The sequence below is a fragment of the Neorhizobium sp. T25_27 genome (genome assembly GCF_002968565.1).
Taxonomy (GTDB): domain Bacteria; phylum Pseudomonadota; class Alphaproteobacteria; order Rhizobiales; family Rhizobiaceae; genus Neorhizobium; species Neorhizobium tomejilense.
On record NZ_PVBJ01000007.1, the window covers coordinates 232,965 to 247,884 of the forward strand.

The 14,920-nt window shown below is 63.4% G+C and carries 12 protein-coding genes; 10 read left to right on the plus strand and 2 right to left on the minus strand.

The window, feature by feature from the left end; all coding sequences use genetic code 11:
* Positions 1–20: 20 nt before the first annotated feature.
* On the minus strand, positions 21–674 hold the full coding sequence (locus C5J24_RS20375; protein WP_105420443.1) for a glutathione S-transferase: 654 nt from the start codon (positions 672–674) through the stop codon (positions 21–23).
* Positions 675–790: 116 nt separating this feature from the next.
* On the opposite strand from C5J24_RS20375, the gene C5J24_RS20380 reads away from it, so the two are divergent.
* The 9 genes from C5J24_RS20380 (at position 791) to C5J24_RS20420 (ending at position 12,498) form a co-directional block, all read left to right on the plus strand.
* Entirely contained in the window at positions 791–2,005 is a 1,215-nt protein-coding gene (locus tag C5J24_RS20380) for a polyhydroxyalkanoate depolymerase (protein ID WP_105420588.1), read from the plus strand.
* 82 nt (positions 2,006–2,087) lie between these two features.
* Entirely contained in the window at positions 2,088–3,461 is a 1,374-nt protein-coding gene (locus tag C5J24_RS20385; RefSeq protein WP_105420445.1) for a malonyl-CoA decarboxylase, read from the plus strand.
* On the plus strand, positions 3,461–4,990 hold the full coding sequence (locus C5J24_RS20390) for a malonyl-CoA synthase (RefSeq protein WP_105420447.1): 1,530 nt from the start codon (positions 3,461–3,463) through the stop codon (positions 4,988–4,990). The genes C5J24_RS20385 and C5J24_RS20390 overlap by 1 nt, the downstream gene beginning before the upstream one ends.
* Positions 4,991–5,078: 88 nt before the next feature.
* On the plus strand, positions 5,079–6,746 hold the full coding sequence (locus tag C5J24_RS20395; protein ID WP_105420449.1) for a hypothetical protein: 1,668 nt from the start codon (positions 5,079–5,081) through the stop codon (positions 6,744–6,746).
* A gap of 2 nt (positions 6,747–6,748) precedes the next feature.
* A complete protein-coding gene (locus C5J24_RS20400; RefSeq protein ID WP_105420451.1) occupies positions 6,749–7,726 on the plus strand; it encodes an NAD(P)/FAD-dependent oxidoreductase in 978 nt (325 codons plus the stop codon).
* 4 nt (positions 7,727–7,730) lie between these two features.
* Complete coding sequence (locus C5J24_RS20405) at positions 7,731–8,420, plus strand: GntR family transcriptional regulator (RefSeq protein WP_105420453.1); 690 nt, start codon at positions 7,731–7,733, stop codon at positions 8,418–8,420.
* A gap of 112 nt (positions 8,421–8,532) precedes the next feature.
* Complete coding sequence (locus tag C5J24_RS20410; protein WP_105404931.1) at positions 8,533–9,582, plus strand: ABC transporter substrate-binding protein; 1,050 nt, start codon at positions 8,533–8,535, stop codon at positions 9,580–9,582.
* Between the two features lie 97 nt (positions 9,583–9,679).
* Complete coding sequence (locus C5J24_RS20415) at positions 9,680–11,428, plus strand: iron ABC transporter permease (protein ID WP_105420455.1); 1,749 nt, start codon at positions 9,680–9,682, stop codon at positions 11,426–11,428.
* Entirely contained in the window at positions 11,428–12,498 is a 1,071-nt protein-coding gene (locus tag C5J24_RS20420) for an ABC transporter ATP-binding protein (protein WP_105420457.1), read from the plus strand. Before C5J24_RS20415 ends, C5J24_RS20420 begins: the two co-directional genes overlap by 1 nt.
* A 15-nt stretch (positions 12,499–12,513) precedes the next feature.
* On the opposite strand, the gene C5J24_RS20425 is transcribed toward C5J24_RS20420, so the two are convergent.
* Positions 12,514–13,368, minus strand: a complete 855-nt coding sequence (locus C5J24_RS20425; protein WP_105420459.1) for an NADPH-dependent oxidoreductase — start codon at positions 13,366–13,368, stop codon at positions 12,514–12,516.
* Positions 13,369–13,600: 232 nt separating this feature from the next.
* On the opposite strand from C5J24_RS20425, the gene C5J24_RS20430 reads away from it, so the two are divergent.
* Positions 13,601–14,833 (plus strand): Xaa-Pro peptidase family protein, encoded by a 1,233-nt coding sequence (locus C5J24_RS20430; RefSeq protein WP_105420590.1) that lies wholly within the window; start codon positions 13,601–13,603, stop codon positions 14,831–14,833.
* Positions 14,834–14,920: the final 87 nt, after the last annotated feature.

A 14,920-nucleotide genomic window follows, 5' to 3' on the forward strand; every position in this document is an offset into this window, starting at 1 on the left:
TCCGATATGTCTTTCGTGGTCTAGAATTCCACTTCCAACTCGACGATTTCGTCCGGTTCCGCAAGCGCCCCTTCGGTCCATTCGAGCATCAGCGGCCAGGCAAGGACCATTTCCGCATAGGCGGCAAGCTTCGGCGAGAGCTCGACCGCGTAGGTACGGAAACGGCTGCAGACCGGCGCATACATGGCATCCGCCACCGTTGGTTTCTTACCGAACAGCCACGGGCCGCCGCTCGCCTCCAGGCACTCGGTCCAGATCGTCCTGACCCGCTCGACATCCGGCCGGGCGCCCGAAAAGATCTTGAACCGCTCATGCCGCGCCTTGAGGTTCATCGGCAGGGCGGAGCGGAGATTGTGGAAGCCCGAATGCATTTCACCCGAGACCGCACGACAGCGGGCGCGATCGGCGATGTCGGCCGGCCAGAGACCGGCGTCAGGGGTGATTTCGTTCAGGTATTCGGCGATCGCCAGCGTATCCCAGACGATGACGTCGTCGTGAGTCACCCGCGGCACCAGCACGGAGGGCGACAGGAGCAGCAGTTCCTGGCGCGCATCATCGTTCATCTCGACCAGCACTTCCTCGAAATCAAGGCCTGCCAGGCGGCAGAGCAGCCATCCACGAAGCGACCACGAGGAATAGTTTTTCGACGAAATCGTCAGTGTCGCTTGTGCCATCGCTCGAAACTCCTGCCGGACAACCGTGCGTCCTGTGACAATCTTCTCGCATCGCGAGACATATTGCACTAGCATTTTTGCACTGCCGCATTTTGGCGGCGCGCGGGGTCATGTTCATGCTCTATCAGGCCTATCAATTTCATGATGACCTCCTCGCCCCGATGCGGGACCTGGCCCGACGCCTGCAACTGATGTCCTCCACCCTATTCTTCGGCGCCGGCACCGAAACGGGCCGGCATGCCGCAGCAGCATTGGAATTGATGTCCCGCTTCAAGATCTCCCACGAGCGGCCGGAGTTCGAGATCACCTCGGTCACGATCGGCAATCGCGACGTGCCGATCGCCGTGGAAACGGCGCTCGACCTGCCCTTCGGCCGCCTGCTGCATTTCGTCGCCGACGTCGATACGCCCCGCCCGCGGGTGCTGGTGGTCGCGCCGCTGTCGGGCCATTTCGCGACGCTGCTGCGCGGTACCGTCCAGACGCTGCTGAAGGACCATGACGTCTATGTCACCGACTGGGCCAATGCGCGGGACGTTTCCACGGCCGCCGGCCGTTTCGGCATGGACGATTATGTCGACTATATCATCCGTTTCCTTGAGGAGATCGGTCCGCGCGGGCATATCCTCGCCGTCTGCCAGCCCTGCGTCCAGGCGCTGGTCGCCGTCGCGGTGATGTCGGAGGCGAAGAACCCGGCGACCCCGCGCACCATGACGCTGATGGCCGGACCGGTCGATACCCGCGAGAGCCCGACCAAGGTCAACGAACTTGCGGTCTCGAAGCCGCTGGCGTGGTTCAAGAGCGAACTGATAACCGGCGTACCGATGGGGTTTCCGGGCAGTGGACGGCGGGTCTATCCCGGTTTCCTGCAGCTCGTCGCCTTCATGAGCATGAACATGGAGCGCCATGTCGAGGCGCATCGCAAGCTCTACAGGCATCTCGCCAAGGGCGAGACGGCTGAGGCAAACAAGATCAAGCATTTCTACGACGAATATTTCGCCGTGCTCGACATGACCGAGGAATTCTACATCGAGACGATCGACCGGGTGTTCCAGAGGGCGGAGCTGGCGAGCGGCACCTACACCCATCATGGCCGGAAGGTGGATCCGAACCATATCCACGCCACGGCGCTTCTGACCGTCGAGGGCGGACGCGACGATATCTGCGGGCTCGGCCAGACTTCGGCCGCGCACGACCTCTGTCGCTCGCTGCGGCCGCATCTGCGCCGCCACCACCTGCAGGCCAATGTCGGGCATTATGGCGTCTTCAGCGGACGCCGGTGGGAGAAGGAAATCTATCCCGTCGTGCGCAACCTGATCCTCGCAATGGAATGACGCCGAAGGCGTCAAGCCTCATGCCTTGACTTGCATACGATCCTCTATCTGCTGTATGCAATGAATGGGTAGGAGAAAAGAGATGAGCAACAGGGATCCAGTTTTCGGCTGGTGGGACGCTCCACCGTTTATCGGCGAGCTGATCCAGTCCTTGTCCGGCCGCGGCCGGGCCTTGTTCGGCCTGTCATCGCCGCCGTTGCAGAACCGCGATCTCACCGGCCTTGCCGAAATGATCCTGTCGCGTCGCGGCGAAGTCTCCGGCGCCATTCTCGCCGAAGCCTTCCTCGAAGCCTACCGCCAGGCAAGCGCCCCGGACCGCGACGTGTTCATGCGAGCACTGCTCGACCGTTTTGGCCCCGACCGCACGGTTCTGGATGCCGCGGCCGCCGCCTATAACAGCGAGCCGAGCGCAGAGAATATTGCGAGGCTGCACGAGGCGGCCGAACCGCGCCGGCAGGAGCTTTTCCGCCGCATCAATTTCGCCAAGCGCGGCACGGCGACGCTGGTCGAGATGCGTGAACATCTGATGGACATGTTGTCCAAGGAGCCGGCGCTGCAGCCGGTCGACCTCGATTTCTGCCATCTCTTCTCCTCATGGTTCAACCGGGGCTTCCTGATGTTGCGATCGATCGACTGGACCACGCCCGCCAATATCCTCGAGGCGCTGATCCGCTATGAAGCCGTGCACGATATCGACGGCTGGGACGATCTGCGCCGGCGATTGGCGCCGGCCGACCGCCGTTGCTTCGGCTTCTTCCACCCGCAATTGGAAGACGAGCCGCTGATCTTCGTCGAGGTGGCGCTGACCGACCATCTGCCGGCTTCGGTCGACGCGCTTCTCGCCCGCGACCGCCAGCCGCTGGAAGTGCAGCAGGCGACGACGGCCGTCTTCTATTCGATTTCCAACTGCCAGCGCGGCCTTGCCGGCATTTCGCTCGGCAACTTCCTCATCAAACAGGTGGTGAACGATCTGAAGCGCGACCTTCCGCGGCTCGAAAATTTTGTGACGCTATCGCCCATCCCGGGCTTCGGGGCCTGGCTGCGCGGCGAAAGCCGCGTAACCGACAGCGAAGAAATCACCCGAGAAAAGCAGCGGCTTATCGCCAGACTTGAAGGTGATTGGGCATCTGCCGGCGAGCACGAACTCGACCAGATCCAGCGCGCCATGCTGCCGCTCGGGGCGCACTACCTGTTGAACGTCCGGCGCGGCAATGGCCGGCCGGTCGATCCGGTGGCGCGGTTCCATCTCGGCAACGGCGCGCAGGCCGAGCGGCTCAATTTTCTCGGCGACCGATCGCCGAAGGGCATGCGCCAGTCCTGCGGCCTGATGGTCAACTATCGCTACCGGCTCGGCGAAATCGAAAAGAACCATGAGGCTTATGCCGAAAACGGCCATATCGCAGCCACGCCGGCGCTGCGCAAATTGGCCCAACCGGTTTCCCAGGAGGTGTTTTAATGGCTGGTAATCTCTATGACGCGCTGCTCGGCGGGCTCGACCGGGAGGACCGGCTGCTCCTGACGGACGAAACGGTCGGCGCCATGAGCTACCGCACCTTCGCCGATCAATGCGCGCGGCTTGCCGGAGCCCTTCTTGCAGCCGGCCTGCAGCCGGGCGACCGGGTCGCCGTCCAGGCGGAAAAATCGGTCGCGGCCCTGGCGCTCTATCTGGCGACGGTCCGCGCAGGCGGCATCTACCTGCCGCTCAACATCGCCTATACACCCGCGGAAATCGAATATTTCCTCACCGACGCCGAGCCCTCGATTTTCGTCTGCGATCCCTCGAAAGTCGAGGCGCTGCAGCCGATCGCCAAGGCGGCCGGCGCGAAGATCCTGACGCTCGATCCCACGGGGCAGGGGACTTTGACGGACGCCGCCGCCATTGCCACGCCGATTGCCGAAACCTCGGCGCGGGGAGGGGCGGATATCGCCGCGATCCTCTATACGTCCGGCACGACGGGGCGTTCCAAGGGTGCCATGCTCAGCCACGACAATCTCCTGTCGAACGCCACGTCACTGGTGGACAGCTGGCGTTTCACCGACAAGGACGTGCTGATCCACGCGCTGCCGATCTTCCACACGCACGGGCTTTTCGTCGCCACCAACGTCGTGCTCGCCTCGCGCGCCTCGATGATTTTCCAGGTGAAATTCGACCCGAACAAGATCATGGAGGCGATGCCGAAGGCGACTGTGCTGATGGGCGTGCCGACCTTCTATACCCGCCTGCTGCAGCATTCGGGGCTCAACAGGGACAGCACCGCCCATATGCGCCTCTTCGTTTCCGGATCGGCGCCGCTTCTTTCCGAAACCCACGCGGAATGGCAGGCGCGCACCGGTCACGCCATCCTCGAGCGTTACGGCATGACCGAGACCAACATGAACACCTCGAACCCCTATGACGGTCGGCGTGTCGCCGGCACGGTCGGGTTCCCGCTGCCGGGCGTCGAGGTGCGGATCACTGACCCCGAAACGGGCACTTCCCTCGGCACGGAGGAGATCGGCATGATCGAGGTGCGCGGCCCGAACGTGTTTTCGGGCTACTGGCGTATGCCGGAAAAGACCGCCGCGGAATTCCGCAAGGACGGCTTCTTCATCACCGGCGATCTCGGCAAGGTGGATACCGACGGTTATCTGCATATCGTCGGGCGCGGCAAGGACCTCATCATCACCGGTGGCTATAATGTATACCCGAAAGAGGTGGAGATGGAGATCGACGCCATGCCGGGCGTCACCGAAAGCGCCGTCTTCGGTGTCAACCATCCGGACTTCGGTGAGGGCATCGTCGCCGCGATCGTCCTGAAATCAGGTGCCCAATTGACCGAACAGGAGGTCGTCAAGGCGCTCGACGGCCGTCTGGCGGGCTATAAGCGCCCGAAAAAAGTGACGTTCATGGCCGAACTGCCGCGAAACACGATGGGCAAGGTCCAGAAGAATATACTGCGCGATCGGTTTTCCGGAATTTTCGAGCCTGCAGTGGCTGCAAAATAGGCGGCGGCGATTTTAGGACTTGACGGCTGATGTATACGCGTGGACTATGAATTGCATACGAGCACGGATCATTTCGGGAGGAAATGGGATGTTGCAACAGGGAAAGCCGCAGAGCGCTCAGCCGCTCGTCACCGTCCACAACCCGATGGGTTATCCGCCGAAAGTCAGCCGCAAGCAGCCGGCCGACCGACCCGCCAGCCTCGACGGCAAGGTCGTCTATCTCGTCGACAGCCGCTTTGACGATTCCGTCGAACTCCTGAAGGAGGTCGAGGCCTGGTTTGAACGCAACATGCCGTCCGTGGACGTACGGATCCGCCAGATGGCGAACACCTATTCCAAGGATGACCCGCAGCTCTGGGAAGAGATCAAGGCGAACGGCCATGCCGCGATCATCGGCGTCGGCCATTGCAGCACCTGCGCGCCAGCCGTCACCACCCACGCGATCACGCTCGAAACCAAATACGGCGTGCCGACCGCGGCGATCCATACCGAGAAATTCGACAAGGTGGTTCGCTCGGTGGCGAAGATGGGCGGGCTTTCGCAGCAGCCGCTGGTCTTCGTGCCGCAGCCGGTGATGGGAAAGACACCGGAAGAGCTGCGGGCCTATGTGGAAGGCATCGATCCGATCAGCGGCAAGCCGGTGATGAAGGAAATCATCGAGGCCCTGACCGTCGGCCTTTCGACAAGTGCCGAGGATACGCAGTTCGAGCGCAACACGCCGCGCCTGATTGAGCCGGACACGGAGGACAATCTCCACGCAGCTTTCCTGCGCAACAACTGGACCGACAAGCTGCCGATCATCCTGCCGACCGACGCCCGCGTCGCGGACATGCTGGCCGGCACAAGTCGAAAGCCGGACGAGGTCGTCGGCCATATGCAGCCAACCACCAATCGCGGCCTGTGGGAATATACGGTCGAGAAGGTCGCCGTGAACGCCGTCATGGCCGGCGCGTCGCCTGAATATTTCCCGGTCATCCTGGCGCTGGCGGCAGCACAAGTCTCCGCGCGGGGATCGACCTCTTCTTCGGCGGCGGCGATGGCCGTCGTCAACGGGCCTGTTCGCAACGAGATCGGCATGAACTGCGGCGTCGGCGCGCTCGGCCCCTATAGCCACGCCAATGCCACGATCGGTCGGGCCTTCGGGCTCCTGTCGCAGAACCTGCAGGGTGGCTCGGTCGTCGGCGAGACCTTCATGGGGTCGCTCGGCAACAACTATACCTACAACAACCTCACCTTTGCGGAAAACGAGGAGCGCAGCCCGTGGGAGCCGCTGCATGTGCAGAAGGGTTTCGACGCCAAGGCGAGCACCGTCAGCATCTTCCACGGCTGCCGTTCCACGACCTTCAGCCTCGGCCTGCGCAAGGAATATTGGCGCGAGCACGTGCGCGACATGCTGCTCGGCACCGATGCGATCACCGCGCCGACCCTGGTGCTCGACCCGATCTGCGCCCGGCAGTTCATCGATCGCGGCAGCTTCGGGAACAAGCAAGACCTGCTCGACTTCATCTACGAGACGGCGCAGATGCCGGCCGGCCGTTACTGGGACCTGCAGCTCGTCCAGAATTATATCTATCCGCGCGCCACCTTCGGCGAGGAGCCGATGGCGGGCAAGCTGAAGGCCGGCAAGGACGAACTCATCCACATCTTCCGCCCGCAGGACATCAATGTCGTGGTCGTCGGCGGCGAGTCCAACGGCTACTGGCAGATTTACGGCGCGCATTACCGCACCACCGTTTCCGTCGACGATTGGCGCTGACGATGAGCGCCAACGATTACGACATCGTGGTGATCGGCGCCGGCGTGGCGGGGCTCAATGCCGCCATCGCCGCTGCCCGCCACGGCGCGCGCACGATGATCGTCGACATGCTCGGCGCCGGCGGCCAGGTGATCAATGTCGACCGCATCGACAATTTTCCGGGGCCTGCCGAGGGTATGTCCGGTTTCGAACTCGGCCCGATGCTGCAGATGCAGGCGGACGAGGCAGGCGTCGAATTTGCGCTTGATACGATCGAGACAATTTCGAAGACGGATACCGGTTTCCGCATCGCTGGCGCCGATCTCGATCTGACGGCAGGCGCAGTGGTCATCGCCGCCGGCTCGGCCAAGCGCACGCTCGGCATTCCGGGCGAAGCGGAATTCGAAGGCCGCGGCGTGTCCCATTGCGCTTCCTGCGACGGGCCGCTGATGCGCGGCAAAGACGTGTGCATCATCGGCGGCGGAGATTCGGCGCTGGATGAGGCTTTGGCGCTCGTCCCGCATGCCGCTCGCATCACCATTATCCATCACGGTTCACGTCTCACTGCCTCCGCTGCCCTGCAGGCGAAAGCGCGGGAAGCCTCCAATATCGAAGTAAGATCAAACACGATCGTCACCGCGATCCGCGGTGACGGCGGCGTCAGCGCCATAACTGTCCGCGATCTGTCGACGGGCGCGGAGAGCGATCTCCCCTGTCACGGCGTCTTCGTTTATGTCGGGCTCGAACCCAATACCGCATTCCTCGGCCAATCGGTCACGCTCGCGGCGGATGGCCGGATTGTCGTCGATCTCGACATGCAGACGTCGGTTCCGGGCATTTTCGCGGCTGGCGACATCCGCACGCGTTCGGTTGCGCATTTGGCAGCCTCCGCCGGCGACGGCGTGACGGCCGCGATTTCCGCCGTGCGTTATCTCGCGGAACAGGACGACGAAACCCAACAGGCGGAGCCGCGTTTTGCGGCGGCCGCATCGGCAGGATAAGCCCATGAACGTGCAGCTCAAAGGCAAGCAGGGCAAACCGAGCGTTCGTGATGCGATCGAGCAGGATATCGTCACCGGCTTCTATTCCCCCGGCGACCGGCTCGACGAGGCAGGGCTTGCGACCCGCCATCAGGTGTCGCGCACGCCGGTGCGCGAGGCGCTGATCCAGCTCAGCACCATGGGCCTCGTCAAGATGGTGCCCAATCGCGGCGCCTTCGTCACCCAGCTGACGATCACCGAGCTTGTCGAAATGTTCGAGGTGATGGGTGAACTGGAGGCGATGTGCGCCCGGCTTGCCGCCCGCCGCATCCGCCCGGAACAGCTGAAACTGCTCGAAGGGGCGCAAGCCGCCTGCGCCGCGGCTCAGCAGGCCGGCAATTCCGACGATTATTATTATGCCAATGCGGAATTCCATCGGCTGATCTACGAGGCGAGCGGCAACGGGTTCCTCGCCGAGAACGCCCATGCGCTGCAGCGGCGGCTGAAGCCCTATCGGCGCCTGCAGCTGCGGGTGCCCGGGCGCGTCAACAGTTCGCTGTCCGAGCACGAGGAGGTGCTTGCCGCAATCCGGGACCGAGACGACGCCCGCGCCCGTGATGCGATGCGCAACCACGTCGTCATCCAGGGTGAATATTTCAGCGACTTCCTGGCGCTGATGCGCCCGGTGGAACGCCAGCTGATCCCCGGCGAATGATGAGGAACATCGCCTCCGGGATCGATTGCGGCGGAAGGGAAATGTGAATTTTTAAGCTCGGGAGGGTCGAGCTTATCGCCGGCGATGGGCCGGATCAAAGGGAGGAGAGACGATGAAGCATGCCATGACCTATGTGGCCGGCCTGGTTCCGGCATTCTTGCTGGCGGCCGGTCTTGCCGGTGCGGCTGAAATGACGGCCAGCGAAAAGCAGCTCTACGACGCCGCCAAGAAGGAAGGTTCGGTCACCTGGTACGTCTCGCAGACGACCACCGAGTTCGCGGACGGCATGTGCGGCCTGTTCAAGAAGAAATATGCCGGCGTCGAATGCAACGTCGTACGCGCCTCCGGCCAGGTCATCTTCCAGCGCCTCGTGCAGGAACTGCAGGCCAAGGCCGTCCAGGGCGACCTGATGTCGACCAATGACGATGGCCAGATGGCGCAGTTGAAGGAACAGGGCGCGCTTGCCCAGTTCGCCCCTGAAAACCTCAAGGACATGGTGCCGGAGCTTCGGTCGCTCGCCGACAAGGAAAATTACTGGATCACGTCGGGCGTCTCGCCTCTTGTCATCGCCTACAATACCAAGCTGGTGACCGAGGCGGAAGCCCCGAAGAACTGGACGGATCTTGCCGATCCGAAATGGAAGGGCCAGGTCGCCATCGGCCATCCGAGCTTCTCCGGCAGCGTCGGGCTCTGGACGGTGCTGATGAACGATCTCTACGGCTGGGACTTCTTCAAGAATATCGAGAAGAACAAGCCCCAGATCGGCCGCTCCGTGGCCGATGGTCATAACCTCGTCGCCTCGGGCGAACGCAAGCTGGCGCTGGCGCCGTTGCCGCTGATCCTGTCGGACTCGATTCTCAAAAAGGTACCGATCGGTGTCGTCTATCCGACCGACGGCGCGCTGCTGCCGCCTTCGGCAACCGCCATCTTGAAGGATGCGCCGCATCCGAATGCCGCGAGACTGTTCGAGAACTTCCTGCTCGGGCCGGAGATCGCGGAATATTTCGCCAAGGATTACCGTTACCCGCTTCGGGCCGGCGTGCCGCTGGCAGAGGGCATGCGTCCACTCAGCAGTTACAAGACGAAGTCGATCGCGACGGCCGACGGCATCAGGAAGCTGCCCGAGGTCCAGGAAAAGTTCCGCGACACGTTCGGGATCTGAACCGTAACCGGGAGGCCGGCATCTGCTGGCCTCCGCCCATCACGCCCGCTGGCGTGACCTGTTTCCGACGCCTCCAGTGACAAAGCGAGCGCCGATCATGACGAGTGTTTCCCATCCCGCGGCCTCCACCTGGTCGGAAGACCAGCCGGTGAAGGTACGCGTGCCCTGGCACCAGCGGCTGCAGCCGGCCAATCTGCTCTGGCTATTCCTGGCCGGCATTCTGGTCGTGCTGATCGTGGCGCCGATGTGGACGCTCGTCGTCTCCAGCTTCACTGACGCCAAGACCGGCGGCTGGACGCTTCACAACTATGTCGAGGCCTATGGCAAGGAACGCCACATCACGGCGCTCACCAATACGCTGAAGATGGGTGCCGTCGTCGTCGTGCTGAAACTGGCTTTCGGCGTGCCGCTCGCCTGGGCCTGCACCCGCACCGACATGCCGGGCCGCAACTTCGTGCGCTACAGCGTGTTCGGTGCCTTCATCATGCCGCCCTATCTCGCCGGCGTCGGCTGGATCCTGCTCGCCGGCCCGAATACCGGCTGGATCAACCGTGTCTGGCACAGCCTTTCCGGCTCGACCGAACCGCTGGTCAACATTTTCTCCTTTGGCGGACTGGTGCTGGTCACCGCGATCGGCGGCTTTTTCCTCGTCTTCGTGCTGGTGAGCTCGGCCTTCGAGATGATCAATTCCGAGATGGAGGATGCCGCCAACATCCTCGGCGCCGGGCCGTTCAAGACGGCGATGAAGGTGACGTTCCCTCTCGTCATGCCGGCGATCATCGGCGCAGCACTCCTCTCTTTCCTCGGCGCAATCGCGCTCTACGGGGTGCCGGCGCTGATCTCGATCCCGGCGCGGTATCCTGTCGTGGTGATCCAGCTCACCGAGTTCTTCTCGTTCCCGCTGCGGATCCAGGTGGCGGCCGCCTATTCGATCCCGCTGCTGCTGATCACCGCCGCGATGCTCGGGCTGCAGAAGCTGATCCTGCGCCGCAAGGGTTATGTGTCGGTCAGCGGCAAGGGCGGCGAGCGGCGTATCGTCAAGCTCGGCAGGTGGCGCTGGGTGTTGTTTGCCTATTGCTTCTGCGTCGTGGCGCTGTCGGTGCTGATGCCGATGTTCGTGCTGCTGCTCGCTGCCTTCTCGGACTCCTGGACCACGGGCTTCTCGTTCAGCAACCTGACGCTTTCAAATTTCCACTATGTGCTCTTTGAACATTCGAGTTCACAAAAGGCTTTGGTCGGCAGCATCGGTCTCGGCATCGTGGCGGCGACGGTCGCGATCACGCTGGCGCTGTTCATCGCCTATATCGTCCAGCGCAGGCTGATCCCTTTCTCGGGCCTGCTCGCGTTCCTGGCGGTCTCGCCCTATGTCGTGCCCGGCATCGTGCTCGCCATCGGCTTTTATGCGGCCTACGCCCTGCCGCCGATCGCGCTTTATGGCACCTACACGATCATGGCGCTTGCCTTCATCACCCGTTTCCTGCCGATCGCCTTCACCACCAGCTCGGCCGGCGTGCGCAGCATTCATCCGGAAATGGAGGAAGCGGTGCGCATTCTCGGCGGCGGGCGGGTGACGGCGCTGCGGCATGTGGTCGGACCGCTCCTGAAGCGCACGCTGGCCGGCGGATGGTTGCTGATCTTCGTGCCGGCCGCACAGGAACTCTCGACCGCCATCTTCCTGGTCGGTCCCACCACGCGCGTCGTATCCGTCGTGCTGCTCGATCTCAGCGAGGAGGGCGAGCTCGAAAAGCTCGCGGCGCTGGGCTCTTTGTTGTTGATCATCATTGTCGCAGTCGTCGCCCTCGGGATGAAATATCTCGGCCGCGACTTCATGTTGAGGAGAAGCTAATGGACGGACTTGTCCTCAGGAAACTCGGTCGCCGTTTCGGGGCCGTTGATGCGGTTCTCGATTTCGACCTGCATATCAAGCCCGGGGAATTCGTCTCGCTGCTCGGCCCTTCCGGCTGCGGCAAGACGACGACGCTCCGGATGATCGCCGGCTTCATCGACCCGACCTCCGGTTCGATCGAGCTCGACGGCAAGATCCTCTCGGCGCCTTCCGGCTCCGTGCCACCGGAAAAGCGCGGCATGTCGATGATCTTCCAGTCCTATGCGATCTGGCCGAACATGACCGTCTCGCAGAACGTCGCCTTCGGCCTCAACCTGCGGAAATTGCCCTCCGACGAGGTCAGGAAACGCGTCGGCGCCGTGCTGGAAACCGTGCGGATGAGCCATCTCGCCGACCGCTATCCGGCCGAGCTCTCGGGCGGCCAGCAGCAGCGCGTGGCGCTCGCCCGCGCCGTCGTCATCCGCCCGGCGGTTCTGCTGCTCGACGAGCCGCTCTCCAATCTCGACGCAAACCTGCGCGAAGAGATGCGTTTCGAGATCAAGCGCATGCATGACGAGTTCAAGATCACCTCGGTCTACGTCACCCACGACCAGGGCGAGGCGATGGTGACCTCCGACCGCATCGCGGTGATGAACAACGGCCGCCTCGAACAGATCGACACCCCATACGCGCTCTACAGCCGGCCGAAGACACGCTTCGTGGCGAGCTTCATCGGCCGCACCAATTTCCTCTCGGGCAATTGCGGCAACCAGATGATCGACTTTGCCGGCTTCAGCGTGCCGCTTGCCCTGATCGGTGAGGAAGTGAAGGGCTCCGGACCGATCACCGTCTCGATCCGGCCGCAGGCGATGAAGCTTTCGGCGACGGAGGCTCCCAAGGACAAGGCCATCAACCTCGAGGGCTTGGTTCGGCAGTCCGCGTTCCTCGGCGAGACCTGGGACTACGTCTTCCAGCCGAAGGACAGCGGGCTGCAGTTCCGCGTCGCGGCGCCGCCGGCCGATGTCTTCCAGGTCGGCGCTCCGGCCTGGCTGCAGATCGACCCGGCCCAGATCGTCCCGATCGTGGATTGAGGCCTGCCTCGCCCCCTATTTCACCTTGAAACCCATCCGTCGCACCACATCGAGCAGCACGTGCCGGCCTTTCAAGGCCGGTGCGTCGGCGATGCGGCTGGCGACGACGCTGGTCCAGCCGCGCACCGCCATGCCCTGGTCGGTCTGAAAGGACCGCATCGTGTCATCGTATGCGGCGAGATCCGCTTCCGCCGGTGCTGCCTGATATTGCTCGCGATGAAGCACGACCGATTGCGGCAGGCGCGGCTTGACCTCAGTCTCGACCGCCGGGTCCGGATATCCGACCGTCATCCCGAACACCGCCAGGGCCTCCGACGGCAGGCCGAGCAGTTCGCCCAGTTCGGCGGGATGGTTGCGAATACCACCGATATAGCAGGTGCCGAGACCGAGCGATTCGAGCGCCACCAGCGCATTCTGGGCGGCAAGCGTCGCGTCGATCGTCGCCAGCAGGAAGCTTTCGAGATAGTCGAGGCCTTCGCCGGTCTTGCCCTGTTTTGCGGTGATTTTCCTCAACCGCGAGAGATCGGCGATCCACACGAGAAAGAGCGGCGCGGAGATGATCTGCGGATTGGGCGAGGCGAGGCCGGCAAGCTTTTTCCGCTGCTCGGGGTCCTCAACCGCGACGACGCTCCAGGCCTGCAGGCTGGAGGAGGTTGGCGCCGATTGGGCCGCCGCGACGATCAGCTGCAGCACGCTTTCAGGCACCGGTTTCGGCAGATAGGAGCGAACGGAGCGGTGCGAAAGGATCGCCTCGAGCGCCGTGTTCCACTCCGCCGCCGCGGCCGGCTGATCCGATCCATAACGCTGGCGAAGAAGATCGGCCGGGATCGAGGAAGTTTCAGGGGCGGAGGCGAAGCGGGAAACGGACATCGGAAACTCCTTGGAACAGGAAAGGGATCAGGCCGGCCGTTTTCAGCCATTGTATACCGGGCGGAGAATATCTCAGTCGCTTTCAGCCGGAAGGGTGGCGGAGGGTGATTTTGGGCACGGGCGGGGAATGCTCTTCGCCGCCATGGCGGCATTCAGGAATTTTTTTCCAACCGCTGGCGATTTGGCCGCTGGCCGGCTAAGGCCTTGGGAAAAGACGGATCTGGAGAATGCGATGAGTGATATCGACCGCCGCCACGCAGAGCGCCTGATGGAGCAAGCCGGGCTCGACGCCCTGGTAATCTTCCAGCCCGAAGCCTTTCGGTATGCGGTGGGGGCGCCGGCCGGTGTCGCGACCATGTGGGGCAGGGCGGGTGCCGCAATCGCGCTTGTGCCGGCTGATGCCGCGACCGGTCTGGCCGCGATCGCCAGCGACCACGCCGCCGGCTCGATCCGCAAGGCTGTGGCAGAGGTGGACCTGCGCACCCATCGCGTCTGGATCGACATGCTCGATCTGACGGGAGCCGAGAGCGTCGAGCAGGTCAACGCCGCCTATCGCCGGCTCGGGTCTTTCGGACCTCGGCCGGAAACGTTCGATCGGTCCGCCTGTTTCGGCCTGCTCGGCGATCTGCTGAACGAGCGTGGCCTTGATCGGGCACGGATCGGCGCAGACCTGGAATTCATACCGGCGGCCGATTTCGAGGCGCTGAAACTGACTTTGCCGACGGTGACCTGGACCGATGGCTCGGACGTGCTGCGCCGCCTGCGGGCCGTCAAGACGCTGCGCGAGATCGAGCGGCTGCGTCGTGCCGCCAAGGCTGCGGAGGCCGGACTCGTCCGCATGGCGGCGGCGGTGAAACCCGGCGCGCGGCTCACCGACCTCTCTTGCGCCTGGAAGGCGGGCGCCCAGGCAGCCGCGGCGGAAGGCGGCTTCGGGCTGAGCGGCCACTGGGATTTCATCTCGGTCGGCGCCGATCTTTCGGACATGTCAGCGGTCGTGACGCCGGGCGCGCTTATCAAGGCCGATGTCGGAACGCTGGTCGACGGCTATTCCTCGGACGGCGCACGCACCTTCACCCATGGCCTTGCATCGCCATTGTCGCGCGAAATCTTCAAGGCGCTGGAAAACGCTTTCGCAGCCGGGCTCGGTGAACTTCGTCCGGGCAATACGTTCGGCGCTGTGCATGCGGCCATGCTCGCCTCGATGCGCAACGACGGTTTCGCGGAATATGATCGCGGCCATTTCGGCCATTCGGTCGGCGGCAGCGTCGGCATCGAGGAATGGCCGTTCTTCTCCGCCGGCAATCCGGAGATCATCCAGCCAAACATGGTGGTGGCGCTGGAGACGCCGTTCTACGGGCAGGGTATCGGCGCGCTGATGATCGAGGATCAGTTCCTGATCACCGAAACGGGGGCCGAATGCATGAACAGGCTGCCCCGGACGTTGCGCGATCTTTCGGCAGAATAGCGCCGAGACAAGCAAACCGGCGTTGAACCTTTGACGCCGGTCCTGTATCGGTGTCAAACCTTCGGCGATCTCGCCGCGAAGGGCACC